Raw genomic sequence first — 25,794 nt, forward strand, 5'->3', positions numbered from 1 at the left:
TCGTCCTTCCCATGACCCACTTGTGTAACCTCCTGGCGAATTGTCGGCAAGATGCGCGACAGGATTGGCTGCAATTACCCCTGCGAGCACGGGAGTTACCCCGTGTACGGCTACCCCGTGTGCGTCTGTACGGCCGACGGCTCGACAGAACTCGCGGTCCGTGTGGACGCGGCGGGCTCCGATGAAGGTGCCGAGGCGGATTCCGTCGGGACCCTGGACGGTGCCGTGGTGGAGACCGGGGTGCGGCTCGGGATGCGGGGGTCCGTGGGGGAACTCGGACTCGCGGTGGGGCTGGGGACCTTCGTCGCGGACGGGGCGGACGAGGCCGGCGGGGTCGTAGGAGCGCTGCTCGCGGGGGGTGGGGCGAGCGGGACCGTGGGGGTCGTAGGAGAGTCGTGGTGGGCCAGGCGGAACGGGAGGGCCGCGAGGACGATCACCGCGCAGGTCGCGCCGGCGCCGACCGTCGCGCGGAGCAGGCGGCGGCGGTTCGCGCCGCGGCGGATCGTCTCGTAGCGGCCGGCGGGCGGGCCGAGGTACTCGGCGGAGGAGGGGCGCAGGATGACCGCGAGGGGGTCGTCGGGGTCGATGTCGTGGCCCTCGTCTCCCTCGTCAAAGCGTGTGGTCAAGGCTTCTCCTCAGGTGGGCGCGGAGCAGTTCGCGGGCCGCGTGGAGGTCGGCCTTGACGGTTCCTTCCTTGCGTCCGGTCAGCACGGACACCTCCCGGATCGGCATGTCAGCGTAGTAGTGCAGGAGGATCGGGACGCGCAGTCGTTCGGGCAGGGACTGGACGAGCAGCCGTACGGACGGGTCGCTCTGTTCGGTCGGCGGCCGGATCACCTCCTCCGTGGTGGCGCGGCGCACGGCCCGGCGTTCGCGCTCCAGTTTGCGCCAGTGGTCCCGGACGAGGTTGGCCGCGGTGACGTAGAGGAAGCCGCGGGGTTCCGCCACCTTCGTCCACCGCGCCCAGAGCCGGGTGAACGCCTCGGAGGCGATCTCGTGCGCCGTCTCGTCGTCGTCGACGAGACGGCGGCACCAGCCGGCGAGGCGCGGGTAGACGGCGGCGAACAGTTCGGACGCTGCCCTCTCGCGGGACCGTTTCAACGCTCTCCATGGTCGTGACGTGCACAGTACTTACGGGGTACGGGAGTTCAGCCGGTCAGCGTGGCGAAGACGATCACGTTGTCGAGGTATCCCGTACCGGTGCGGGTCCCGCCGCAGGTGATGAGACGCAGTTCGGGACGGTCCACGTTCCCGTACACCTCGTCGGACGGGAACTCGGCCTTGGCGACCGTCCGTACGGTGGTGACGGTGAACGTGGCCGTCGTGCCGTTCTCCAGGCCCGCCTCGATCCGGTCGCCCTTGCGCAGCCGCGCGAGGTGACGGAAGACACCGTCCCCGTACGCGCCGACGGTCACATGCCCGAGGATCACCGACGGCCCGGTCTGGCCGGGCGTCGGCGAGTTCCGGTACCAGCCCGCCCGGTCGTGCGCGGTGATCGGCGGCACCTGCACGGTGCCGTCCGCCGCCAGCCCCAGCCGCATGACCGGGGTGTCGACCCCGATCGCCGGGACGCGCAGGGTGACCGGGACGGAACGCGCGAGGGCGTGTGCCGTCTTGGCGGGGGGCTGCGCGGAGGGCTGAGCGGATGGCTTTACGGAGGGCGTCGAACTCCCTTGTCGCGCAGGGGCGTTCGCGGCCGAGGTCGTCCCGTGCCCGGCGCCGCAGCCCGCGAGCAGTGTTGCCGTCGCCGCCGTGACGAAGGCGCGCCTGGAGAGCGGGGTCATACGCCGGTCGTCCTCCGGCGCCGTACGACGACGAAGGCGCCGCCGCCGACGACCAGCGCGGCGGCTCCCCCGCCGACCAGCGCGGTCGTCATGTCGTCGGACGACTTCGACACCGCCGTGACACCGGTGTCCGGGGCGCCGCTGGGAACCACGGCGACCTGGCTCGGGGCCCGGGTGGACGCGGCGGACGGTACGGCGGAGGGTGCGGCGCTCGCGCTCCGGGTGGGGTCGTCGCTGGGGGCCTTGGTCGGCGCCCTGGTGGCGCTCGGCGCCGCGGACGGCGCCTCGGACGGCGCGCGGGTCGGGGACGCGGAGGCCCCGTCCGCGAACGCGGGCGCTGCGCTCGCCAGGATCGCACCGCACGTGAGTGCCAGGGCGCTGAGGACAGTTCGGCGCATGAATCGCTCTCTCTCGTCGGCCGCCCCACCGGGTCCGTCGGACGGTTCGGCGGTGGGGCGGGTCAGTGATCGAGCGGAGAGACGAGGCAGCGGGAGGGTGGGTTGTAAAGAACGGGCAAAGTCCGCCGGGAGCCCTCCGGCTCACATGTTGATCATGTGTCCCGCGAGGCCGTGCACCGCTTCCTTCACCGCCTCACCCAGCGTCGGGTGGGCGTGCACGTTGCGGGCGACCTCGTGGACGGTGAGGTCCCACTGCTGGGCGAGGGTGAGTTCGGGGAGGAGTTCGGTGACGTCGGGGCCGATGAGGTGGCCGCCGAGGAGTTCGCCGTACTTCGCGTCGCTGATCAGCTTCACGAAGCCGGTGGTGTCGCCGAGCCCGTGCGACTTGCCGTTCGCGGTGAACGGGAACTTGGCGACCTTGACGTCGTGCCCCAACTCCCGTGCCTGCGCCTCGGTGTAGCCGAAGCTGGCGATCTGCGGCTGGCAGTAGGTGGCGCGCGGGATCATCGCGTAGTCCAGCTCCATGGTCTCCGCGTCCGCGAGGGTCTCGGCGGCGATCACGCCCATCGCCTCGGCCGCGTGCGCGAGCATCAGCTTCGCGGTGACGTCGCCGATGGCGAACACGTGCGGGACGGAGGTACGGCACCGGCCGTCGACGTCGATCGCGCCGCGCTCGGTCAGCCGTACGCCCGCGTTCTCCAGGCCGTAGCCGGTGACGTTCGGGGCGAAGCCGATCGCCTGCAACACCTTGTCGGCCTCCAGGACTTGCTGCGCGCCGTCCTTGCCGGTGACGGTGACGCGGACCTGCGGGCCGGACTCGTCGATCGACTCGACGCGGGTGGAGGTGAGGACGTCGATGCCCAACTTGCGGTACTGCTTGGCGAGTTCGGTGGAGACCTCGACGTCTTCGAGGGGTGCCATCCGGTCCAGGAACTCGACGATCGTGACCTTCACGCCGTAGTTGTGGAGCACGTACGCGAACTCGATGCCGATCGCGCCGGCGCCCGCGATGACGATCGACCGCGGCAGGTCGTCGGCGAGGATCTGCTCCTCGTACGTCACCACGCGCGCGGTGCGCTTGGTGCCGGGCAGCAGCCTGGGGGTGGCGCCGGTCGCGATGATGCAGTGCTCGAAGCCGATGGTGCGCGACTCGCCGTCGTAGCCCGCCACTTGGAGCGTGTGCGGGTCGAGGAACGTGCCGCGGCCGTCGATCTCCGTGATCTTGTTCTTCTTCATCAGATAGTGGACGCCCTTGACCCGGCCGTCCGCGACCCGGCGGCTGCGGCGGAACGCCTCGCCGTAGTCGAAGGAGACCTCCCCCTCGACCTTGATGCCGAAGGTCTTCGCCTCGCGGGTGAAGATGTGCGCCAACTCCGCGTTCCGCAACAGGGCCTTGGTCGGGATGCAGCCCACGTTCAGACAGACACCGCCCCAGTACTTCTCCTCGACCACGGCCACCCGCTTGCCGAGTTGGGCGGCACGGATGGCGGCGACGTAGCCGCCGGGGCCTGCGCCGAGTACGACGACGTCGAACCGCTCGTCCTGCGTGTCCCGCGCGTCCTGCTGGTCCATCGAAAGATCCTTTCCCGAGAGGAAATCCACATAGATCCTCTACGGTGTCCAGGATGCCGCGCTCGCCGACGATCAGGCGAAAAGCGGGGCGAGATCGAAGTAGACGCGGAAGTCGTCGATGAGGCCGGTCTCGTCGACGTGGAACATGGTGACGGCGGGGACGGTGACGGTGTCGCCGGTCAGGCGGTCGTAGTCGACCGTCTCCTCGATGATCGCGTCGGAACCGACGTACCACTCGCGGACGACCGTGTGGCGCAGCCCCTTGACGGTGGCGAAGAAGCCGGCGACTCCGGCTTCTATCTCCTCGGGCCCGGTCATCGGATCGCCGTTCCCGAAGCGCATCCGGCCCTGCGGGGCGAACAGCCGGCTGAAGCCGACGGCGTCGGTCCCGTCGACCAGGGCGAACACCTTGGCGGCGAACTCTGCGGACATGTCGGGCTCCCTCACGTCGAAGTCGTGCGGAGGTGAGCGTAGTCCCCTTGGTTTCAAGGGAGTTGGGGGCTCCGGGACAACGTCAGCCGGTCGCGGGCGCGGGCGTCTGGGCGCGAGGTCCGCGCCGGTACACGTCCTTCAGGTAGAGCACGAGGACGGCGCCGAGCACCCACACCGGGAGGATCAGCAGAGCGCGGGACAGGCCGTCGTTCTGGAACCGGGACAGGCCCTGCATCGCGCGGACGCCGACGCCGACCGGCAGGATCTCGGAGAGCGGGCGCAGCCAGCCCGGCAGGTAGGCGGCCGGCATGATCCCACCGCTGCTGCTGTTGCCGAGGATCAGCATGAGGATCGACGCGAGGGTGACACCGGCCGAGCCGAACAGCCGCAGCAGGACCATGGTCGTGGCCGCGACCGCGGCGCCCATCAGGGAGATCACGACGACGAGGGGCACGAAGGAACCGGGCAGCGCGCCGAAGCCCGTACTTCCGGCGATGGTGGCGATCAGGAGCCCGCCGACGACGCCGAACAGGGCCAGGCTGGCCATCCGCCAGCGGTACTGGAGTCGGGGCGCGAGTTGGTAGGTCGTCATACCGAAGAGGTAGCCCGCGAGGACCAGACCGAAGGCGGCGTAGAAGACGGAGAGGCCCCGGGTGTCCCCCGCGGCGGCCGGGGCGACGTCCTCGACGGCGAGTTCGCGGTTCTCGGCGTGCGCCACGGAGCCGAAGGCGGTGGTCACGGTCGCGGTGACGGCGGCGCCGTTCGCGCTGCCGTAGAGGAGCTTCCCGTCGCCGAGGTAGGCGGCGTAGACCTGCCTGTCCTGTACGGCGTTCCGGGCGGCGGATTCGTCGGGGTAGGTCTCGACGGTGAAGCCGCCGGGGGCGATGCGGTCGAGGTCCTGGTTCAGGTGGGCCTGCGCGGTGCCTATCTCCGTTGTGCCGACGCGGAGTTGGTGGGGGCTCGGGGCGTGGAAGGCGGCGAGGTAGACGCTGACGAACACGGCACCGATCAGCAGGACCACCGCCACGGGGAGCAGGACGGCACGGAGGTTTCCGGGGCCGGGGGGTGGGTGGGCGACATCGAGGGCGTGCTTGTGCGCCGGCCGGGGAGCGCTTGTGGTGCCGGTGCCGGTGACTGGGGTGGTGGCTTGCTGGGACATCGGGAGGGTCCTAGATCAGGAGGCGCTAGATTGGAAGGCAACTGATAATATTTGTACATCACCATCAGCTGCCTTACAAAAGAGGTCCGCCCTGTGAACCACCCCGACCGGCGCACCGGCTATGTCGCCTGGCAGATCGGCCAGATCATGGCGGCCCGGATGGAGCGCGCCCTGCGCCCGCTCCAGCTGACCCTCGCCCAGCACCGGGCCCTGATGCAGGCCGTCCTCGACCCGGGCGTCTCCAGCGCGACCGCGGCACGCCGGGCGGCGATCACCCCGCAGTCGATGGGTACGGCGGTCAACGGGCTGGTCGAGCGCGGCATGCTGGAGCGACGCACCACCCCCGGCGACCGGCGCACCCAGCGCCTGCACGTGACCGAGGCCGGTGTACGGCTCGCGGCGCGGGCCGCGGAGACGGTGGACGCGGCCCACGCCGAGGCGCTTCAGGCGCTGACGCCGGCGGAGCAGGAGCAGACGCACGCGTTGCTGCTCAAGCTGCTGGCGTCGCTGAATCCCTCCGCCCTGGAGGGCGACCTGTCCTGAGGAGCCGGACCGGCGCTACTCCCAGACCACCACGTTGCGCCGCACCGGCACCGTCGAGGGCCCGCTGGCGAACAGTTCCGGTGAATGCGCCCGGATGCGCTCGATGTCGCTGAAGACGGCCCGGAGATGGGTGCGCATGGCGGCGCGGGCGAGCGGGATGTCACCGGCGACGACCGCGTCGTAGATCTCGCGGTGCTGGAGGGCGAAGACGGCCGGGGAGACGTTCTCGTGCAGGCCCAGGCGGCGGGCCCGGTCGAGGTGACCCTTGGCGGCGGCGACGTTGGTCCAGACGTTGCCGTGGCCGCTCAGGCGCATCAGGCCCTGGTGGAACGCCTCGTCCAGGTCGAAGAACTCCTCCAGGCCGAGGTCCGCGCGCTGCTGGCGGGCGAGGTTCTCGCGGAGCTCGCCGTCGACCTCGGGGTCGAGTGCGGCGGGCAGGTCGTCCAGTGACGCGAGTTCGACGGCCTCCCGCAGGAACTGCGCGTCGGCGACCTGCCCCGGGTCCACCCGGGAGACGAACGAGCCGATCTTCGGGAAGACCTGCACCAGGCCCTCCTGCGACAGCAGGATCAGGCTCTCCCGCACCGGGGTCCGGCTGACGCCGAGCGAGGCCGCGAGTTCGTTCTCCGACAGGGCGGCGCCCGGGGCGAGTTCGAGGGTCAGGACCATCTGACGCAGTTTCAGATAGATCGCGCGCCGGCTGGTGCGGTCCCGATTCGAGTGAGCCATGCGGCCATCGTATCCGTGACACGACCATTGCCTCTTCGCGACACATGCTTGTATACAAGTACTGAGCGACCGGCGGTGGAGCCCGGTCGACCGGCAACAGGACACGGTAAGGAGAGCCACCCGTGAGCAAGATCGAGCGCGTCGACGTGTTCGTCGCCTCCCCCGGGCGCACGTTCGTCACGCTGCGCATCACCACGGACGACGGTGTGACGGGCCTCGGCGACGCCACGCTCAACGGACGTGAACTGGCCGTGGCGAGCTATCTGCGCGATCACCTGGTCCCGCTGCTGATCGGCAAGGACCCCGCCCGCATCGAGGACATGTGGCAGTACCTGTACCGGGGCGCGTACTGGCGGCGCGGGCCGGTCACCATGACGGCGATCGCGGCCGTCGACACCGCGCTGTGGGACATCAAGGGCAAGACCGCGGGCCTACCCGTGTACCAGTTGCTCGGCGGCCGGTCCCGGGACGGCGTACTCGTCTACTCGCACGCCAGCGGCACCGACGTACCGTCCCTCCTCGACGACGTCGAGCGCTACTTGGAGCTGGGCTACAAGGCGATCCGCGCGCAGGCCGCGGTGCCCGACGTCGGCGGCACCTACGGCGTCCGCAAGGGCAAGGTCTACGAACCCGCCGCGACGGAGCTGCCCGACGAGCAACCCTGGGACACCGAGGCCTACTTGGGGTTCGCGCCCACGTATCTGGAAGCCGTCCGGGAACGCTTCGGCTTCGGCTTCCACCTCCTCCACGACGTCCATCACCGGCTCACCCCGATCGAGGCGGCGCGGTTCGGAAAGAGCGTCGAGGCGTGCCGGCTGTTCTGGATGGAGGACCCGACACCGGCCGAGAACCAGGAGGCGTTCCGGCTCATCCGGCAGCACACCACGACCCCGATCGCGGTGGGCGAGGTGATGAACTCGATCTGGGACGTCCAGCACCTGATCACCGAGCAGCTCATCGACTACGTCCGCACGACCGTCGTGCACGCGGGCGGCATCACCCACCTGCGGCGGATCTTCGACCTCGCCGCGCTGTACCAGGTGCGGACCGGTTCGCACGGTGCGACCGACCTCTCCCCCGTCAGCATGGCGGCGGCCGTGCACCTCGACATCAGCGTGCCGAACTTCGGCATCCAGGAGCACATGGGGCATCCCGACGAGGCGGCCGAGGTGTTCCGGACCGGTGTCACGTTCGCCGACGGGATGCTCCATCCCTCGGAGGAACCGGGGTTGGGCGTCGAGTACGACGAGAAGGCGGCGGAGCGTTTCCCGTACCAGCAGCGCTATCTTCCGGTCGCGCGGCGTCTCGACGGGTCGGTGCACGACTGGTGAACACACGACTGACACGTGCGGCGCCGCTCGCCCCGGAGGTGCGACCCGCCGTCGACCCCGCCCAACTCCGGCCCCGGATCGTCCACTTCGGGCTCGGCGCCTTCCACCGCGCCCACCAGGCCGTCTACACGGAGAACGCCGCCGCGCTGTCCGGCGAGCCCTGGGGCATCACCGCCGTGGCGCCGAGGTCGGCGGCGACCGTACGCGCCCTGCGCGAACAGGACTTCCTGTACTCGCTCACCGAGCGCCGCCCGGAGGGACCCCGCACCCGGGTCGTCGGTTCGGTGATCGACGCGCTGGCCATGGGACCGGACGCCAAGGCGGTCCACGCGCTGCTCGTCGATCCCGAGGTGACGGTCGTGACGCTCACCGTGACCGAGAAGGGCTATCAACGGCTCGCGTCCACAGGCGGGTTGGACACGGCCGCCGTCGCCGCCGACCTCGCGGCGGACCCTGACGGCCCGTTCACCACGGCGGTCGGGGCGCTGGCCGCCGGGCTCGCGGCGCGGGCGCGGGCGGGCGGCGCGCCGATCACCGTCGTGTCCTGCGACAACATGGCGGACAACGGCGCCGTACTCGGCCGGGTGGTACGGGAGTTCGTCGACGCGTCCCACTGGCCCGACCGGCACCGGATCCTGGACCGGATCGCCGAGACCGTCCGATTCCCCGCGACGGTGGTCGACCGGATCGTGCCCGCGCCGAGCGAGGCGGACCGTGTGGCCGCCGCGACCGCGCTCGGGGCACGCGACGAACTCGCCGTGACGGCCGAACCGTACCGGCGGTGGGTCCTGGAGGACTCCTTCGCCGCCGCCCGGCCGCCCTGGGAACTCGACGGCGCGCTGTTCGTCAGGGATGTGACGCCGTATCAGCTCACGAAACTGCGGCTGCTGAACGGCTCCCACTCCGCTCTCGCTTACCTGGGGACGGCAGTGGACCTCACCACCATCTCCGAGACCATGGCGGCCAGTTGGGGCGAGCGGCTCGTCCGGGCGCTGTGCGCGGAGGTCGCGCCCACGCTCCCGGCGGGCGGTCCCGATCCCGCCGCGTACGCCGACGATCTCGTCGTACGGTTCCGCAATCCCGCGATGCGGCACCTGCTGCGGCAGATCGGCTCCGACGGGTCGCTGAAGATCACGGAGCGCTGGCTGCCCGCGCTGCGCACCCTGCGCGAACGGGGCACGAGCACGCCGGTGCTCGAACTCGCCCTCGCCGCCTGGGCGTTGAGCACCCGGCGCACCCGAACGGCCGACGCTCCGACCGACCCGGCGGCTGACGCCCTCGCCGCTTGCTGGGACGGAACCACCACTCCCGTGGTGACGGTCCGCGCGCTGCTGCGCGTCCTCGGCGCCGCCGACCTGGCCGACGACGGCCGCCTCACCACCGCGATCGCCGACCGGCTGCCCGCCCTCCGGGCCGGACGCGTCGAGATCTGAACCCTCCCCCCATCTGACCCCCACCCCTGCCCGTCCGCTCCCTCAACTCGGCTCACGAACAACGGAGTTCATGATGCAGGACACTCCCGTCCCCGCCCGCACGGAACCATCGCCGCCCGCCCGGCGCACGACCCGCGATCTCACCAAGGCCGCCGTCTCCGGCTGGCTCGGTACGGCCATGGAGTTCATGGACTTCCAGCTGTACTCGCTGGCCGCCGCGATCGTCTTCAACAAGATCTTCTTCCCGGACGTCAGCCCGGCCATCGGCCTGATCGCCGCGATGGCGACCTACGGCGTCGGCTACGTCGCCCGCCTCGCCGGTGCGGTCTACTTCGGGCGGATGGGCGACCGGATCGGCCGCAAGAAGGTCCTCGTCATCACGATCCTGCTGATGGGCGGGTCCACCACCCTCATCGGCGCCCTGCCCACCTACGCCGCGATCGGCATCCTCGCGCCGAGCCTGCTGGTCCTGCTGCGGCTGATCCAGGGCTTCGGAGCCGGTGCCGAGATAGCCGGGGCGACCGTGCTGCTCGCCGAGTACGCCCCGGTGCGCAGGCGCGGTCTGATCGCCTCGCTGGTGTCGCTCGGCACGAACTCCGGGACGCTCGCCGCGTCAGGCCTGTGGGCCATCCTCATCGGCGTGCTCAGCGAGGACCAACTCCTCGCCTGGGGCTGGCGGTTGCCGTTCCTGCTGAGCTTCGTCCTGATGCTCTTCGCGGTCTGGCTGCGGCGCGGCCTCAAGGAGAGCCCGGTCTTCGAGGAACGCGCCGACGTCGTGGACGGCGTGGCGATGACCCGCGGCGAGGTCGAGTCCACGATCGCCGAGGAGGGCGAACACCGGGTCGACGTCCTCGCGGCGGGCATCCGCCAGCGCAAGGGCAGGGCGTTCTTCCTCGCGCTGGGCCTGCGCCTGGGCCAGGCGGGCAACTCCGGGCTGATCCAGACGTTCCTCGTCGGCTACATCGCCACCAACCTCTCGGTCGGCCGCTCCGTCCCCACGGACGCGATCGTCTACGGCTCCCTGCTCGGCTTCGCCACCGTGCCGGCCGTGGGTCTGCTCGGCGACCGCTACGGACGCCGCCCGGTCTACATGGCGTTCTCGCTGCTGACCGTCGTCATCGCCTTCCCCGTGATGTTCCTCATCGCGTCCGGTTCCTCGGCCGCCGTGATGTTCGGCATGGTGCTCGGCCTGAACGTCGGTGTCCTCGGCCTGTTCTCGCTGGAGAGCGTGACGATGGCCGAACTCTTCGGCTCCCGCACCCGGTTCACCCAGCTCGCGCTCGCCAAGGAGATCGGCGGCATCCTCACCACCGCGATCGGCCCGGTCCTCGCGGCCTCGCTCACCGCCGTCACCGGCAGCTGGTGGCCCATCGCGGTGATGCTCGTCGTCTACTCGCTCATCACCCTCGTCAGCGCGTTCCTCGCCCCCGAGACACGCGGCCGCGACCTGGTCCGACTGGAGGACGCCGTATGAGTACGGGCAGCATGAGCACGGGCCGTATGAGGGCCGTCGTGGTGCACGGCCCCGGAGACGTCCGCATCGACGAACGGGTCCGGCCGGCACCGGGGGCGGGTGAGGTGCTGCTCGCCCTGGAGTGGGGCGGGATCTGCGGCTCCGACATCGCCTACTGGAAGAACGGCGCGTCCGGCACCGCCTCGTTGGCCCACCCGCTCGTCCTCGGCCACGAGGTCGCGGGCCGGATCGCGGCGCTCGGCGCCGGGGTCACCGGCCTGGACGAAGGACAGCAAGTAACCGTCCACCCGGCCCAGTTGGTGGGCGACGGCATCCTCCCGGACCGGATCGCCGGACGCACCAACCTCTACCCGCACGTCCGTTACTTCGGCTCGGCGGCCTTCGACCCGCACACGGACGGCGGGTTCAGCGAATTCCGTACGGTCCGCGCGGCCCAGGTCCGCCCCCTGCCGGACGGCGTCGACACCCAACAGGGCGCCCTGGCCGAGCCGTTGGCGGTCGCGCTGCACGCCGTGGGCCGGGTGCCGGCGCTGCGCGGGCGGACGGTGCTGGTCAACGGGGCAGGTCCGATCGGCTCGTTGGTGGTCGCGGCGGCCCGGCACTCCGGGGCGGGCTCCGTCATCGCCGCCGACCTCTCCGCCGCCTCCCTCGCCGTCGCGCGCGCGATGGGCGCCGACGAGACGCGGGACATCTCGCGCGGCGAGTCCCTGCCGGAGGACGTCGAGGTCGTCTTCGAGGCGTCCGGCGCCCCCTCGGCGCTGGGCCCGGTCCTACGGTCCACCGCCCGCGGCGGCACCCTCGTCCAGGTCGGCAACCTCCCCGGTACGGCGGTCTCCGCCGCCCTCGGTGACCTGGTCACCCGGGAGATCACCTGGATCGGCTCCTACCGCTTCGTCGAGGAGATCGACGACGCGTTGCGCGCGCTGCGGGACGGGCTGGACGTCACACCGGTGATCACGCACCGGTTCCCGATGGAGCGGGCGGAGGAGGCGCTGGCGGTGGCGGCGGATCCGGGGAGCGGGAGCAGCAAGGTGTTGCTGCGGCTGGCAGGCACCTGAGATCCGTCCCCGTCACGTGACCCCACGTACACCCCACCCGAGAACCAGGAGAGTCCCGTGCCCCTGCCGCCCCCGCCCCGTTCGGCCGGCCGACCGGAACAGGTGGCCGACGTCGTGTGCGTCGGCGAGACGATGGCCGTCCTCAGTCCGCCGGACAGCCGTCCGTTCGACGAACAGCCGACGCTCGCGATGGCCATCGGCGGTGCCGAGTCCAACGTCGCCTGCGGGCTCGCCGGTCTCGGTCACCGTGTCGCGTGGCTGAGCCGCCTGGGCGACGACCCGTTCGCGCGCCGCATCCTGGCCGAACTCACCGCGCGGGGCGTGGACGTGACGGGAGTGGAGACCGACCCGGCCCGCCCGACCGGCGTCTACTTCAAGGACCCGGCACCGGAGGGCACCCGCACCCACTACTACCGGAGCGGATCGGCCGCGACCCTGATGGGCCCGGAGCTGACCCGGCTGCCCGTGCTGCGCCGGGCCCGCGTCGTGCACCTGTCGGGCGTCGCGGCGGCACTCTCCGAGAGCTGTGCCGGGCTGTTGGAGGCGATCCTCGTCGACCGCGCGCTCGGCGCGAGGGGCAGCGGGCCGGTCGTCTCCTTCGACGTCAACCACCGCCCCGCGCTGTGGCGTTCCGGCACCGCCGACGCCGCGAAGAACCTGCTCACCCTCGCCCGCGCCGCCGACATCGTGTTCGTCGGACGGGACGAGGCCGAGGCGCTGTGGGGCACGACCCGCCCGGACGACGTGGCCGAACTCCTCGGCCCCGCACCGCTGGTCGTGGTCAAGGACGCCGAACTCGGAGCGACCTCGTACGCCGACGGACAGCGCACCTTCGTCCCCGCGCTGCCCACCCAGGTGGTCGAACCGGTCGGCGCGGGCGACGCGTTCGCCGCCGGTTACCTCTCGGCGGTACTGGAGAACCGGGACGAACGGTCCCGCCTGCGGCTGGGCCATGTCGCAGCCTCCGCGGCGCTGCGAACGAGGGACGACGTGCCCGCAATGCCTCCGCGCACGGAGACCGACCGCCGACTCGCGCTGGACGACGTGGGTTGGTCCAGGGCGGCGACGGGATGAACCGGCGGCTGCGACGGCGCTCACCTGGGGTCGGTGCCGTGCCGTTCCGGGTGACGGCGGTCGGTCCGGGACGGTGCCGGGGGAATCGGCTCACGACGGCCCCGTCCCGCCACGCCCGATCGCCGTACGCCGAGAGCGACTTCAGCCCCGCTCGGAACAGCACCGAGCGAACCGGCCGACGCGAGCACACCCACCACCGGCCCCTGCTCCACCCCCGAACAACACCGCCCGCCCAAGCCGACTGGCGTACCCGAAGGAGCCCCTGCCCATGACCCCCGACTTCCTCACCCGGCTGTCGAAGGACCGCGTGATCGCCGTGGTCCGCGCCCCGGAGATACCCGATGCCGCGGCGCTCTGCGAGGCGTTGCGGGCGGGTGGTATCCGGTGGATCGAGTTCACCCGGACCACCCCCGGCCTCGCCGGGCATCTGCGGCGCGCGGTGGCCGACGGGCAGGACGGTGTCGGTGCCGGGACGGTGATGACCGGCGCGCAGGCCGAGGAGTTGATCGAGGCGGGGGCGCAATATCTTGTCACCCCCGGTTGCCGCCCCGGTGTCGCGGAGGCGGCAGCGGCGGCCGGGGTGCCGGTCGTGATGGGTGCCCTGTCGCCGACGGAGGTCGGGATGGCCCTCGACCTGGGCGTGGACGCGGTGAAGATCTTCCCGGCGCGCGCCTTCGGCCCCCGGCACTTCCGTGACCTGGCCGGCCCCTTCCCGGACGTACCGCTGGTGGCGTCGGGCGGGGTCGACGCGGACAACGCGGCCGGGTTCCTCGCGGCCGGGGCGCGTGCGGTGTGCGCCGGTTCGGGGGTCGTACCGCCCGCTGTCGTGGCCGCGGGCGACTGGGCCGAGATCACCCGCCGGGCCCGCGCCTTCACCGACGCGCTGGCCGCCGTACCGTCACCGGTGTAGGGGAACGGCTGCCGGGACCGGCGTCGAACTCCTCGCTCCCCTACGCCTGTTCGGGCCGCGGGCGCCACGTACCGTCGACCGGAATCCCTGCCGCCGCCGCGATCCGGTCGCGGGACGCGAGCAGCCGGGCCCTGAGCGCCGACAGGTCCACGCCCACCAACACCCCGTCGCGCTTGACCACTTGACCGGCGACGAGGACGGTGTCGACGAGTCCGGGGTGAGCGGCGCTGACGATCGTGCCGACCGGGTCGGTGACCGGGAACACGGTCAGGTCGTCGGTGCGCAGGAGGATCAGGTCGGCGTCCTTGCCGGGGGTGACGCTGCCGGTGCGGGCGTCGAGTCCGCAGGAGCGGGCGGCGTCGATCGTGGTGAACTCCAGCAGGTCGCGGGAGCGCAGGCCGCCGTCCAGACCGCGCTGCACGGCGAAGGCCGTACGCATCGTGGAGAACATGTCGCCACCGGCCGAGGGGACGTCGTCGACGGACAGCGTCGGGCGCACGCCCGCGGCCAACGCCCGCCCGGTGACCGGCGATCCGAAGCCCATCTTCAGCTCGACGTCCGGGCTGACGGACAGGGAAGCGCCCGCGTCCGCGAGCATCCGCAGCTCTTCGTCGCTGATCCCGTTGGCGTGCACGAACGTGGTGGTCTCCCGCAGCAGCCCGTGCTCGCGCAGATCGGCGACCGTGGGGCTGGTGCCGCCCGGATCTACGTGCAGGCTGGTGCGCAGGCCGAGTTCGTCCGCCAGTTTCAGCTCGCGGGCGACGGTGTCCATGCCGGTGTCGTCGGGTCCGCGCAGGCCGAACGCCATGGTGACGAGGCCGTCACCGGGCAGCTCGGAGCGGACGCGGCGGATGTCGGCGTCGACGGAGTCGGCGGTGCCCCAGCCGGCGCCGAGGCAGAAGACCGACCGCCCCGGCGCGTCCCGCAGCGCGGCGACGGCGGCGTCCTCGTGGTCGTGGGTCTGGGCGACGTGGTACCAGTCCAGCATCGTGGTCACGCCGGAGTGCAGGGCCTCCAGGCGGCCGAGCAGGGTGCCGGCGTAGACTTCCTCGGGCCGGTAGTGGGGCTTGACCGTGCGGTGCATGGCCAGCGCCCACTCGGGGAACGTCCAGTCCGCGCCGACGCCTCGGAACGCGGTCTGCCAGGAGTGGCGGTGGTTGTCGACGAAACCGGGCAGGACGATCCGGTCGGTCGCGTCGATCACCTCGGCGTCCGGCGCGTCGAGGTGCGCGGCCACCGCGACGATCACACCGTCCTCGATCAGCACGTCACCGCGTTCGAGATCGCCGACGACCGGGTCCATGCTGACCACGGTGCCGCCGGTGAGCAGGGTTTTCTTCATCATCGGAGGAGCTCCTAACCGGTGGGGGTCGGGGTGTCGTCACTAGCGGGGGGGGTGGGGCTGCCATCGCCCGCTCAGGTGGTCGCCGCTTCGGTCAGCACGGCGTCGGCCGCTTCGAGCGCGTCCGCGACCAGATCCGCCGTGTCCTCGGTCCCCGCCGCCAGCCGGACCAGCCCCAACGGCACTGATTCCGCGAGCTGTTGCTCGCTGAGCATCCCGCGCCACATGGACGCCGGATGCACGGCCAGCGACTCCACGCCCCCGAGGCTGGCCGACCGACGCGGGTAACGCAGCCGCCCGAGAAACGCGTCGGCCATCTCGAACCCACCGGCGAACTCGATGCCGAGCACCCCGCCGAAACCGCTCATCTGGTCCACGGCCACCTTGTGCTGCGGGTGCGTCGCCAGCCCGGGATAGTGCACCTTCGTCACCGCCGGATGCGCGCTCAACTCCTCAGCCAGGGCAAGCCCGTTGGCGTTGTGCCGCGGCACCCGCAACGGCAGGGTCCGCATCCCGCGCAGCAACAGCCACGCGTCGATCGGCCCGAGCGTGGCACCGGTCAGGAGACCCACGTCCCATATCCGGTCGAGGATCTCGGATGGCCCGGCCAGCACTCCCGCGGACACATCGGAGTGCCCATTCAGATACTTGGTCGCGCTGTGCCACACCAGGTCGATGCCGAAGTCCACCGGCCGCTGGTTCAGCGGAGTGGCGAAGGTGTTGTCCGCCATGGTCGACACGCCGTGCGCACGGGCCAGTTCAGCTACGGCCCGCAGGTCGGTGATCTGTAGCAACGGGTTGCTCGGGGTCTCCACCAGGATCAGCCGGGTCCGCGGAGCCAGCGCCCTCGCGAACGCCTCCGGGTCGGTCTGATCGACCAGCGTGGTGGTCACGCCGAAGCGCGGCAGCAGGTTCAGCAGCACCGACGCCGTACCCCCGTAGGTGGACCGCTGCCCGATGACATGGTCGCCCGCGGACACCAGCGCCAGCACGGCCGTGGTGAGCGCGGCCATCCCGGACGCGGTGACCATGGCCGCCTCGGTGTTCTCCAACTCCGCGACGACGGCGGCGACTTGGGCATGGTTCGGGTTGCCGAACCGGGTGTAGAAGTCCTTGCCGCGTGCTTCCACGGCCCCCTGTGCGAACGTCTCCGCGTCCTCGGCCGAGAACGCCGCCGTCTGGTAGATGGGCGGTGCGACGGCACGGCTGGGATGGACCTCGCGGTCGGCGTGAACGGTGATGGTGCTCTTGCCCGGCATGGCTGCCCTTCCGTGGACCTGGACCGTCGGTGCGACTCCATGAAGCGTGACCGACCAGCAGTCCGAGATGCCCGGATCTCGGCAATTTTGGCAGTACATTGCGCGCCGGGCGGGCGCACAATTGTGGTAGTCGAGTCGCGGGCGCAATAATCTGCCGTCATGGACGAGGTGGACCGATCGATTCTGGCCGTGCTCGAAACGCACGGCCGCATCAGCAACAACGAGCTCGCGGCCCGCGTCGGGCTCTCCCCGTCCCCCTGCCTGCGCCGCGTGCGCCAGCTGGAGGAGGCCGGGGTCATCCGCGGCTACCGCGCGCTGATCGATCCCGCCGCGATCGGCCGCAGCCTGCGGGTCTTCGCGGGCGTACGGCTGATGCGGCACACCCGCGCGGACGTGGTCGCCTTCGAACGCGGGGTCACCCGGCTGCCCGAGGTGGTCGCCTGCCACCACATCACCGGCAACTTCGACTACCTCCTCCAGGTGGAGGTGGCCGACCTCCCGGCCTACGAGGACTTCCACGCCAACCAGCTGGCGACCCTGCCCGGCGTGGCCACGGTGACCAGCTACGTCACGATGAAGACGCTCACCGCGGACACCGACACAGGCACAGGCACCGCATGACGGTCAGAGCGTGATGGTGCCGCGAATGCGGACGTCGGCGGCGCCACTGACCCACACGGTGCCGTCCGCGTCGGCGGTGACCTCGATACTCGCGGCCCGCCCCAGCCGCGTGCCCTGCGAGACCCGGTAGGAGGAGGGCGCGCCACCGGTCGAGGTGAGCCACTGCCCCACACCGGCGTTCATGCTCCCGCACGCGGGGTCCTCGGGCACACCGGCGGCAGGAGCGAAGGTGCGCATCTCGAACGCGTACCGGGACCCGTCGGGGTGGGCCCCGATCGCACCGACCATCGCGTCCGGGAAGACGGAGAAATCAGGTTCGAGGGCGAGCACCTCCTCGGCCGTGGCCAGCCGCACCACGGCCCACCCGGGCCCGTTGTCGACCCACTGATGCGCCACGACCCGGTCCCGCGAGATCCCGAACGCGCCTACGATCCGCAGCAGTTGATCCTCGTCGAGGTCCCCCTCCCGCACCCGGGGCGGAGCGGCGAAGGCCAACGTCCCCTCACCCCGCCGCACGGCGACCAGTCCCGCGCCGCACTCCTGCACGATGCGTTCGTCGTCCCGCGGTGTGCCACCACCGTCCAGCCAGGCACGCGCGGACCCGAGGGTGGGGTGCCCGGCGAACGGCAGCTCGCCCCCGGGGGTGAAGATCCGCAGCCGGTAGTCCGCGTCGGGGACGGTGGGCGGCAGCACGAACGTGGTCTCGGACAGGTTCGTCCAGCGCGCCAGCCCCTGCATCTCCTCGTCGCTCAGGTCGGTCCCGTCGAGCACGACGGCAACCGGGTTGCCGGTGCAGGGACTCGTGGCGAACACGTCGACCTGCGCGAACGAGCGGTTGCGTGGCATGGTCATCAAGGCCCTTTCACACGGCTGAGGGAGAAAGCGGGTCCATCCCAACGGGCGCCCGCACGGCGAGAACAGGGCCACTCACAACAAAGTGGACTGATATGCCTCAGCCGAAGTGCCGAATACGAGCCGCCGTCGCGGGCGTGTACGGCATCCAGTCGTGCACCGACCCGCTCGCGACGAACTCGGCGACCGCACTGGCGAAGGTACGCCCCACCTCCCGTACGGCATCGGTGGTCCGCCCCAACATCGGGCTGTCCGCGAAAGCGTCGAACGAGCCGAAAAGGAAGGGGAGTTCACCACAGTGGGTCGCGCCGAGGCCATACGGGTCCTCAGCCGGCCGGTGGTCGAACTCGTAGACGTAGGTCGCGTTGCCGCCCGCCGCGTGATGGTCGGCGATCCGCAACGAGTCGTCCCGGACCAGCCCAGCGGTCTGCACGGCGGTGAACACCCGCGCGGCGGTGGGCTCTTCGAACCGGTCGGCGTATCGCTGGTACAACTCGCGAGCGTGTACGCCCAGTTGGCCGGTCAGAAGGTCCAACGCACCATCGATGGTGAGGTTCTGGATACGCGGATCGAAGGCGGTGAAGGCGCTCGCCTCGTCCCGAGTGGTACCGATCAGCAGCGACTTGCCCTCCAACCCACCGTCCACCACGCCCCGATGCAGATCGCGGGGCACACCGGGCCCGCCGAGCACCGGATACATGGGCGGAGTGGCGTCGCCCGGCCGCGCGAGCTGCCCCGCGAGCCGGCCGTAGGCGGACAGCAGTTGCTCAACGGGCAGCGCGCGTAGGGCAGTTGCCGTATCCGCTCCGTCCGGCACGCCGAGCAGCCGTAGATACGCTTCGGCGTTCTCGGCCGCGCGCTGCGGGTCCTGCGGCACCAGGCCGAACGGCCCGCTCTCCAGCAGGACCCGGTTCACGAGTCCCGAGGTCAACGGATCGAGCGCCAGCGCAAGGGACGAGTACGCTCCGGCCGACTGCCCGCCGGCCGTCACCTCGCGCGGGTCGCCGCCGAAGGAGGCGATGTTGTCCCGCACCCAGGTCAGCAGGGCGGCCTGGTCCTGGGCGCCGAGGTTGGCGGCGCCGATCTCCGGCAGATACAGGTAACCCAGGGGCCCCACGCGGTAGTTGGCGGTGACGACCACGATGTCGCCGAGCGCGGCCAGCCGCCCGCCGTCGTACCAGTCCCAGCCGCCGGAACCACTGGTGAAGCCGCCCCCGTGCCACCACACGAGGACCGGCCGGGCGGCGTTGTCCTCCAACGCCCCTGCCGGAACATGGACGTTGACGGTCAGGCAGCCGTCCTCGTCCCAGTCCGGCACGCGGGCCCCCATCACCCGTTCCAGCCGGGAGGCCCCCTGCGGAACAGCCGGCCCGGCCTGCACGGCCTCCCGGACCCCGGTCTACCCCGGGTGCGGCCGAGGCGGCGCGAACCGCGACTCCCCGACCGGCGAAGCGGCATAGGGAATCCCCCGGAAGGAGACCGCCTCACCCCGCGCGACACCCCGGACCCGACCCCGATCCGTCTCCACGACACCCACCACCATCGGGCTCACCTCTCCCAATTCTCTCCATCGTTCGCTCCGAACCGTTTCTAGCGGTGAGCTTCGATCCGAGCCAGAATGAGGAGACGGAAGCGCGAAAGCAGGACAGAGGACCAGGCAGACATGGCGAAAGCAAGCCACCCCTTGAGCGAGACGGACAGCCGGATCGCCGCCGCGATGCTGGCATCCCCACGGGCCTCGTGGCGTACGGTCGGCCGCGTCCTGGACATCTCGGAGCGCACGGTGGTGCGGCGCGCGGCCCCGCTGTTCCACGACAGGACGCTGCGTGCCACCGCCGTACGCAACCCGGTGTGGTTCCCCGACCTGATCCCGCTGGCCCTGCGCGTCCGCTGCCGCCCCAACCAGATCAGCGCCATCGCCGCGACCCTGGCCCGCCGCCCCGACACGATCTGGGTGGACATCCTCGGCGGCGGCGACGAGATCTGCACGATCCTGTTCCTGGACGGCCCGGACGCCCGCAACTCCCTGCTCCTGCGCGACCTCCCGGCCACCCCCGCGGTCCAGTCATGGACCTCGCACATCTTCCTACGGGTGTTCCCGGCGGCCTTCGACTGGAGCGGCGGCCTGCTCACGGAGGCCGAACTGACCAGCCTCAGACCGGAGTTGCCCGCCCCGGCCGCCCACCCAGCCCTCCAGCCCCTCGACCACGCCCTGATCACCACCCTCGTCGAGGACGGCCGAGCCTCCTACACCGACCTCGCCCACCGCGCCGACACCACCGCCCTCACCGCCCGCCGGCGCCTGGAGACCCTGGTCGGCAACCAGGTCGTCAGACTCGCGACCGAGGTCGACCTGGCCCGCCTGGGCATCCGCACCGAGGCCCTGCTGTGGATCACGGTGGCCCCCGGCGGCCTGGAGGAAACGGGCCGCCGACTGAGCCGCCACCCCCAGGTCCGCTTCGCCTCGGCCACCACCGGCTCGGCCAACCTCCTCGTGGCCGTCGCCGCCGCGGACCTCAACGCGCTCTACCACTTCCTGAGCGACACGATCGGCGCCCTCCCTCATGTCACCACGCTGGAGGTCACCCCCATCCTGAGCGGCGTGAAGAGAACGGGCCTGGTCCGCCCAGGCAGCCTCTGAACCGACTGCCCGGCCGACTTTGGCACCTGCGGCGACCGCGCCTTCGACAACGTTGTCGAAGGCGCGGCCTGCCCGAGGCGCGGTCCTACGGGATGGAGCAGGCCCCGAGGGGGCGCCGGACGCCGGGGAGTGCCGTCGGCCTACGGCGTGTAGCGGGCGTCACTGCCGTACAGCTGCCTGGTGAACGCGGAGACGTCGGCGGTGCGGTCGGCCCCGTCGAGGTTGTACGTCAGGAAGACGCCGTACCCCTCGCTGACCGTGCGGGCGGCGAGAGAAGCGGCCGTGCTCTGCGAGGTGCCGCCGATCTGGACGGCCGCCGGCGACAGCTTCGACTTGGGCAGTGCGATGCCGGGGACCTGCCAGCTGCCGTAGTACGGGTTCCAGGCGTAGTCGAACTTGGAGGTGACGTCGACGCCGCCGTAGGACAGACGCGAGGCGGCAGGGCCGATGTTGTAGAGGCTGATGATCTTGCCGGGCATGTTGGCGCGCAGTGCCGACACGAGGTACACGAACGAGCTGGCGTTGGGCTGGGCGGTGCCGTTGTTGCCGTAGTCGGCGTACTCGTCGTCGAAGTCGATGCCGTCCAGGCCGTACTTGGTCACGGTGTCCGACAGTTGCTTCGCGAACGTCGAAGCCGTCTGCTGGGACGGGAAGTTGGCGAAGCCGGAGCCCTGGTGGTTGCCGAGCACCGAGAGGACGACCTTGATGCCCTTCTGCTGCAACGGCCGTATCTGCGTGGCGGCGTTGTCGAGGACGCTCTGCACGTTCGGGTTGAAGTACAGGGTCCCCGCCTTCGTGCCCGCGTCGTAGTTGATGTTCGCCGCGAAGATCACGGCGATGTCGAAGACGTTGGCGCCGCCGTTGGAGAGGGTGTACTTGCCGACGTTCAGCATGCTGTTGTTGTTCACCTCGACGTACGCCACCGAGGTCGGTCCCTGTTTCGCGGCGGCGGGGGCCGCTGCCGCGCCGCTCGTGGCGGTCGCGCCCAGGGCGAGTGCCGCCATGGTCGAGAGCGCGAGCGCGGCCGTCCGTACTCTTCTCCGTACCGGAGTGAACATCGTTGATCGGTCTCCCATCGCATGGAGCGGCGCCCGCCTGCTCGCGAGCGCCGAGTGGGTTCCCCCGCCCCTTCCGTTCCCGGGACCGAATCCCCGGAACCATCCGAGGACCCTTCCCGACTCCCCGCACATCGCGCCACAACTCTCAATCCGGGCAAGGGAGTTGCTGAATCGCCACGCCGGCGCGGACGGACGACGCACGCCGCGGATCCGCTGTGACGAGGAGTCATAGGTGGCACTGGCACACGATGCCGACCCGCACTGACGCCAATCAGCCTCCGCATCCTTCCCGCCAGTTCCAGAAGGCTTGTTGGCACTTTTGTACACCGCAGATCACAGGGGGTGCCGTGCGCCGATCCACGATGAGCGAGTCCCGTCACTGATCCCCACAGTTGCCCCCCGTCGCGGATGGTCGCATCCATGCACAGGTCCACGGCGACGCCTGTTCCTCAAACCCGCGGCCGGACAACTGCCTACCGCACGCCGCGGCACCCGATACCGATCGGCAGCGTCTGCCTACCACCACGGCGGGCTTGCGCCCGCGGATTCCGGGAAACGCCCCTTGTCGAGCGCCCGGGTTGTCGACCAGGACGTCGATGCGGCCGCCGAGGACCGGCATCGCCGCCCTCGCCGATGCCCGCGAGGCGCCGGCAGTGCCGTCCGGATCAGCCTGTACAGAGTCGGCACGGCAACCCCGGGCACGGATGTCTTCGACGACCTCCTTGCCCCGCCCGGCTCCGCGACCCGGGACGACGACGTGAGCCCCCTCCGCGGCGAACTCCTCCACGACGGCCCGTCCGATGTTGCTGGTCGCTCCGGTCACCGGGGCGGTCCCGCCCTCAAGGCGCGTCGACATGGCCCACTCCAACGCTTGGTCATCCGCCATGAGCTGCACGGCCGAACCGCATAACGCGTACGACCGGTCGGGCCCTGGGGAAACCAGGGCGGATTGCCACTGCGCGACGACCGAATTGGATCTGCAAGTCCAAGAACAGGGATGCCCTGCGCCCGGAAGTCGCCGAGCCCGGACATCCGACCGGCGAAGCCACCCGCGACCGGAATCCCGAAGCCGCCCACTCGGCCCGAACCGGCGCCCGACACCAACTGCCGCCCGAGCAACGGCGATCCGCTCACGACCGGGACGCCACGACCCCGCCGACCGGCCTCTGCTCGACCGGGCCTGCCACGTGCCTGCTCGACGAGGCGGAGCAGTCATCGGAGCGCCACGCGGCCGCCGGTTGCGGCGGCGCACGGCCAGGTGGTCGTCCGCGTACTGCCACGTCATGGTCGCCGCGCACCGCGCCCTTGAACACAGCACGGGGCTCTATGTCGACTCACTCGACATGTCGAATCACTCGACATGTCGAATCACTCGACATATGCTCGCCGGCATGACCGAACCGAACGAAGCGGCCCGCATCGCCGCACTGTGCGAGCTCATCGCCTGGGCCGAGCGCCGCGAACGACTCAGCGAGGACCGGGCCGACGCCGTGGCCGCCGCCTGGCACACCGGCACCCGCAACGTCGCCGAGCTGGCCCGCCTCGCCCGTGTCAGCCGCGACACCGTCTACGCCGATCTGGCCGCCCGAACCATCGACGTCAGCTCCCGCGAGCAAGAGCCCGCAGGCCCCCGGAAGGGCCGCGGCACTCCCCTGCGAGGTGACGCGGTACGCACCGTCGCCAGGATCGCCGACGCGGTCGCCCTGCCCGCGTTCGCCCACACCCCCGACGATCCGCTGGTCCGCGCGACACTCGCCGCGTCGCGCGCCCTGGAGACCGTGGCCGACGTGCTGGAACCACCGTCACACCAAGGACCCGGCTGGACACCCCGAGAGACGCTGCCCGGCCTGGCGGACGAGGGTGAAAAGCTCGCGCACCACAGCCGACGGGCCTTGGCCGCCCTCGCCGATCCAGCCGAACTCACGGCAATCTCCGACAGCCACCGACAAGCCGTCCTGCACACCGGTCGGCACGCGGTGGCCGACGCAGCGATCGTCACTCTCACTCTGCCGACGGGCGGGGTCGTCACTCTCCAGGTGGGATGCGACGAAACCGGCTGGACCCGCCTGACGAGCGACAGCCCTCTCCTGGTCGAGGGTGCCGACAGCCTCGACCATCTGGAGGCGCAAGCAGCCCTACAGACCCTGGCCCGCATCGCCACCCGCCACCTCACCCAGGCCGCCCTCGCCGAACACCGCAAGGACGCGCAGCCCGGAACCCCGCCTCGCACCCGCACCGTCCCCAGTAACGAGAACTGACACCACCCGTCTCGTACGAAGCCAACTACGCCGCGGTGACCCGAAAGGGTGTCCGGGAGTGAACCGGCCCGGCGGTGACAGCCTGCGGAGCGAGGGTCGGACCACGGGCGATCGTGGCACCCCGCGAAGAAGACGGATCGGGGGTTCGGAGGCGGGAATCGGCCGCCGGCTCGGCACGTCGAGGCCGATGCCGTACTGGATCGGTGCGGCGGTCGCTTGCGAGCCGGCCACCGCCGTGGCGGCGCCGTCAAGCAGTTCAGCCGGCGAGCGTCTGCCGTTCGAACTCGCCGCCGCGGAGCTGAAGTTCGTGCCGGGACAAGGGCCTCATCCGACACCGTCGCCGAACGAGATCACCACAGGGTCGACAGCCGGTCCCGGTTCGATGTCGGTGAACACGTGGACCATGTTGTCGATCATGCCGCCCAGCAACGCCTTCGCCCACCCGGGGAGCAGGTCTTGCCGGATCAGCCCCTCGTCAGCCGCTCGCGGGAGAAACGCCTCCAGCCGCTCGCGCTGCGCCTCGGCCCGCTCATCGGCCTCGGGGTCCACCTCCCTCATCCGCCGGATGTCCAACGGCCGGCGCCGACCGACCGGGATGATCGACTCGACGTATCCGTGCCGTGCGATCGCGACCGGAGCCTCCGTCAGGCGTGCCGCGTCCAGGACCGCCCCGGAGGCGTCGAGCTTCGCCGCGTAGACGGCGGCCAGCAGCGCTTCCCTGTTCGCGAACCGGCGACAGACCGTGCGCCGGTCGACGCCCGCCTCCGCGGCGATCGCGGCCATGGCCGTTGCCGGGTCCCGCGCGAGCAGCCGTGCCCCCGCGTGCAGGACCGCGTCCAGGTTGCGGGCTGCGTCGGCTCTCATAGCGGCGGCCAGCCGCCCGCCCGCCCACTGTACCGACACACGAACATTGCACCTGTTGTAGTAAGTGACACATCCGCGTAGCGTTTATGAGGTGAGGAAGACATGGCTCATCGCTGGTGCCGCCGGAGGTCTCGGACGGCACCTGGTCGGCACCGCCCTGACGGCCGGGCATGACGTCCTGGCCGCCGACATCGATGTCGGCGGACTCTCCGAGCTCAAGGCGCCCGCGCTCACCGGCAGTTCCACGGGAAGCCTGGTCACCACAGAGCTGGACCTGACCGACCGCCGCACTGTCGACCGGGCGGTGCAGCAGGCCGTCACCGTCTTCGGCGGGCTCGACGTGGTGATCAACAGCGCCGGTTACCGCGGTGTCGGATCGGTCGAGGACATGGGCGAGGGAGAGTGGCGCCACACGATCGAGACCAACCTCTACGGCGGCATCCACTTGGTCCGCGCCGCCCTGCCGGTTCTTCGTCCGCGCCGATCCGGGCACTTCGTCCAGATCTCCACGATCGGGGGACGGCGGGCACAGCCCGGGCTGGCCGCCTACCAGACAGCGGCCTGGGCGGTCGGCGGGTTCTACGAGATCCTCGCCCGCGAGCTCGCCCCCCTCGGGATTCACGCGACCGTGCTGGAGCCGGGGGGTATCCGGACGGCGAGGGCGGACAGGCCACTGCCGGCCGAGGGCTGGCAGGAGGAGTACGAGCCGACCGTCGGGCGCTTCGCCCGCACCTACCAGCGCAACCCGGATGTGCAGCGCGGTGACCCGGCAAAGATCGCCGAAGCCGTCCTGCGCCTGACCGCCGAGCCCAACCCCCCGGCCCGCCTGCTGCTCGGCTCGGACGCGGTGTGGCTGGCACCGCGGATCGCGGCGGCGCGAGCGGCCGAGGACGCCACCTGGCGCGACCTGAGCCTGTCCACCGACCATGCCGGGCTGCCCGACTTCACCGGCACGGAGGTGGCCCGCATGGTCCGCCCCGACCAGACGTGACCGGCCGCACC

The 25,794-nt window shown here is 71.1% G+C and carries 24 protein-coding genes and 2 pseudogenes; 11 read left to right on the forward strand and 15 right to left on the reverse strand.

Annotated elements, in window-relative coordinates; translation table 11 throughout:
• Positions 1–110: 110 nt before the first annotated feature.
• The 7 genes from OG194_RS12665 to OG194_RS12695 all read right to left on the reverse strand — a co-directional run bounded on the left by OG194_RS12665 (position 111) and on the right by OG194_RS12695 (position 5,345).
• A complete protein-coding gene (locus OG194_RS12665) occupies positions 111–626 on the reverse strand; it encodes a hypothetical protein (RefSeq protein ID WP_327400977.1) in 516 nt (171 codons plus the stop codon).
• Positions 610–1,101 carry an RNA polymerase sigma factor gene (locus OG194_RS12670; protein ID WP_327400979.1) on the reverse strand — a complete coding sequence of 164 codons (492 nt, stop codon included), beginning with the start codon at positions 1,099–1,101 and terminating at the stop codon, positions 610–612. Before OG194_RS12670 ends, OG194_RS12665 begins: the two co-directional genes overlap by 17 nt.
• Before the next feature lie 47 nt (positions 1,102–1,148).
• Complete coding sequence (locus OG194_RS12675) at positions 1,149–1,784, reverse strand: class F sortase (RefSeq protein ID WP_327400980.1); 636 nt, start codon at positions 1,782–1,784, stop codon at positions 1,149–1,151.
• Positions 1,781–2,182: a sortase-dependent protein gene (locus OG194_RS12680; protein ID WP_327400981.1), complete on the reverse strand. Its 402-nt coding sequence runs from the start codon at positions 2,180–2,182 to the stop codon at positions 1,781–1,783. The genes OG194_RS12675 and OG194_RS12680 overlap by 4 nt, the downstream gene beginning before the upstream one ends.
• A gap of 141 nt (positions 2,183–2,323) precedes the next feature.
• Positions 2,324–3,754: a dihydrolipoyl dehydrogenase gene (gene lpdA, locus OG194_RS12685; protein WP_327400982.1), complete on the reverse strand. Its 1,431-nt coding sequence runs from the start codon at positions 3,752–3,754 to the stop codon at positions 2,324–2,326.
• Between the two features lie 72 nt (positions 3,755–3,826).
• Positions 3,827–4,186 carry a nuclear transport factor 2 family protein gene (locus OG194_RS12690; RefSeq protein WP_327400983.1) on the reverse strand — a complete coding sequence of 120 codons (360 nt, stop codon included), beginning with the start codon at positions 4,184–4,186 and terminating at the stop codon, positions 3,827–3,829.
• A gap of 82 nt (positions 4,187–4,268) precedes the next feature.
• Positions 4,269–5,345 (reverse strand): ABC transporter permease, encoded by a 1,077-nt coding sequence (locus tag OG194_RS12695; RefSeq protein WP_327400984.1) that lies wholly within the window; start codon positions 5,343–5,345, stop codon positions 4,269–4,271.
• A 93-nt stretch (positions 5,346–5,438) separates the two neighbouring features.
• Here OG194_RS12695 and OG194_RS12700 point away from each other — a divergent pair, with 93 nt between their 5' ends.
• Positions 5,439–5,888 carry a MarR family winged helix-turn-helix transcriptional regulator gene (locus tag OG194_RS12700; protein WP_327400985.1) on the forward strand — a complete coding sequence of 150 codons (450 nt, stop codon included), beginning with the start codon at positions 5,439–5,441 and terminating at the stop codon, positions 5,886–5,888.
• Positions 5,889–5,903: 15 nt separating this feature from the next.
• Here the strand turns inward: OG194_RS12700 and OG194_RS12705 are convergent, their stop codons facing one another.
• Complete coding sequence (locus tag OG194_RS12705; RefSeq protein WP_327400986.1) at positions 5,904–6,617, reverse strand: GntR family transcriptional regulator; 714 nt, start codon at positions 6,615–6,617, stop codon at positions 5,904–5,906.
• 122 nt (positions 6,618–6,739) lie between these two features.
• On the opposite strand from OG194_RS12705, the gene manD reads away from it, so the two are divergent.
• From manD to OG194_RS12735, 6 genes are all read left to right on the forward strand, one after another.
• Complete coding sequence (gene manD, locus OG194_RS12710) at positions 6,740–7,948, forward strand: D-mannonate dehydratase ManD (protein ID WP_327400987.1); 1,209 nt, start codon at positions 6,740–6,742, stop codon at positions 7,946–7,948.
• The gene (locus tag OG194_RS12715) at positions 7,945–9,381 is read left to right on the forward strand and encodes a mannitol dehydrogenase family protein (RefSeq protein WP_327400988.1); all 1,437 of its coding nucleotides are present in this window, start codon (positions 7,945–7,947) and stop codon (positions 9,379–9,381) included. Before manD ends, OG194_RS12715 begins: the two co-directional genes overlap by 4 nt.
• A gap of 73 nt (positions 9,382–9,454) precedes the next feature.
• On the forward strand, positions 9,455–10,855 hold the full coding sequence (locus OG194_RS12720; RefSeq protein ID WP_327400989.1) for an MFS transporter: 1,401 nt from the start codon (positions 9,455–9,457) through the stop codon (positions 10,853–10,855).
• Positions 10,852–11,913, forward strand: coding sequence for an L-idonate 5-dehydrogenase (locus OG194_RS12725; protein ID WP_327400990.1), 1,062 nt, complete (start codon positions 10,852–10,854; stop codon positions 11,911–11,913). The genes OG194_RS12720 and OG194_RS12725 overlap by 4 nt, the downstream gene beginning before the upstream one ends.
• Positions 11,914–11,970: 57 nt before the next feature.
• Positions 11,971–12,987 carry a sugar kinase gene (locus OG194_RS12730; RefSeq protein ID WP_327400991.1) on the forward strand — a complete coding sequence of 339 codons (1,017 nt, stop codon included), beginning with the start codon at positions 11,971–11,973 and terminating at the stop codon, positions 12,985–12,987.
• Between the two features lie 268 nt (positions 12,988–13,255).
• Entirely contained in the window at positions 13,256–13,897 is a 642-nt protein-coding gene (locus OG194_RS12735) for a bifunctional 4-hydroxy-2-oxoglutarate aldolase/2-dehydro-3-deoxy-phosphogluconate aldolase (protein WP_327400992.1), read from the forward strand.
• Between the two features lie 40 nt (positions 13,898–13,937).
• Here OG194_RS12735 and OG194_RS12740 read toward each other — a convergent pair whose 3' ends face one another.
• Positions 13,938–15,242, reverse strand: a complete 1,305-nt coding sequence (locus OG194_RS12740; protein ID WP_327400993.1) for an amidohydrolase family protein — start codon at positions 15,240–15,242, stop codon at positions 13,938–13,940.
• 71 nt (positions 15,243–15,313) lie between these two features.
• Positions 15,314–16,498, reverse strand: coding sequence for a trans-sulfuration enzyme family protein (locus tag OG194_RS12745; protein WP_327400994.1), 1,185 nt, complete (start codon positions 16,496–16,498; stop codon positions 15,314–15,316).
• Between the two features lie 159 nt (positions 16,499–16,657).
• On the opposite strand from OG194_RS12745, the gene OG194_RS12750 reads away from it, so the two are divergent.
• Positions 16,658–17,119, forward strand: a complete 462-nt coding sequence (locus OG194_RS12750; RefSeq protein WP_327400995.1) for an Lrp/AsnC family transcriptional regulator — start codon at positions 16,658–16,660, stop codon at positions 17,117–17,119.
• A 3-nt stretch (positions 17,120–17,122) separates the two neighbouring features.
• Here the strand turns inward: OG194_RS12750 and OG194_RS12755 are convergent, their stop codons facing one another.
• Together OG194_RS12755 and OG194_RS12760 are read right to left on the reverse strand one after the other, a co-directional pair.
• A complete protein-coding gene (locus OG194_RS12755; RefSeq protein ID WP_327400996.1) occupies positions 17,123–17,971 on the reverse strand; it encodes a PhzF family phenazine biosynthesis protein in 849 nt (282 codons plus the stop codon).
• 100 nt (positions 17,972–18,071) lie between these two features.
• Positions 18,072–19,514, reverse strand: a pseudogene (locus OG194_RS12760) (carboxylesterase/lipase family protein).
• A 120-nt stretch (positions 19,515–19,634) separates the two neighbouring features.
• On the opposite strand from OG194_RS12760, the gene OG194_RS12765 reads away from it, so the two are divergent.
• Positions 19,635–20,612 (forward strand): Lrp/AsnC family transcriptional regulator, encoded by a 978-nt coding sequence (locus tag OG194_RS12765; RefSeq protein WP_327400997.1) that lies wholly within the window; start codon positions 19,635–19,637, stop codon positions 20,610–20,612.
• A gap of 140 nt (positions 20,613–20,752) precedes the next feature.
• Here OG194_RS12765 and OG194_RS12770 read toward each other — a convergent pair whose 3' ends face one another.
• Positions 20,753–21,670: an endo-beta-N-acetylglucosaminidase H gene (locus OG194_RS12770; protein ID WP_327400998.1), complete on the reverse strand. Its 918-nt coding sequence runs from the start codon at positions 21,668–21,670 to the stop codon at positions 20,753–20,755.
• A gap of 571 nt (positions 21,671–22,241) precedes the next feature.
• A pseudogene (locus OG194_RS12775) lies at positions 22,242–22,526 on the reverse strand (SDR family NAD(P)-dependent oxidoreductase); the annotation flags it as partial.
• Positions 22,527–23,061: 535 nt separating this feature from the next.
• On the opposite strand from OG194_RS12775, the gene OG194_RS12780 reads away from it, so the two are divergent.
• Positions 23,062–23,928, forward strand: coding sequence for a hypothetical protein (locus OG194_RS12780; protein WP_327400999.1), 867 nt, complete (start codon positions 23,062–23,064; stop codon positions 23,926–23,928).
• A 324-nt stretch (positions 23,929–24,252) separates the two neighbouring features.
• On the opposite strand, the gene OG194_RS12785 is transcribed toward OG194_RS12780, so the two are convergent.
• Positions 24,253–24,831 (reverse strand): TetR/AcrR family transcriptional regulator, encoded by a 579-nt coding sequence (locus OG194_RS12785; RefSeq protein WP_327401000.1) that lies wholly within the window; start codon positions 24,829–24,831, stop codon positions 24,253–24,255.
• Positions 24,832–24,883: 52 nt separating this feature from the next.
• Between OG194_RS12785 and OG194_RS12790 the strand changes: the two genes are divergently transcribed.
• Positions 24,884–25,783 carry an SDR family NAD(P)-dependent oxidoreductase gene (locus tag OG194_RS12790; RefSeq protein WP_327401001.1) on the forward strand — a complete coding sequence of 300 codons (900 nt, stop codon included), beginning with the start codon at positions 24,884–24,886 and terminating at the stop codon, positions 25,781–25,783.
• The last annotated feature ends 11 nt before the right edge of the window (positions 25,784–25,794 follow it).

Origin of the sequence: Streptomyces sp. NBC_01288 (assembly GCF_035982055.1) — a bacterium.
Classification (GTDB): domain Bacteria; phylum Actinomycetota; class Actinomycetes; order Streptomycetales; family Streptomycetaceae; genus Streptomyces.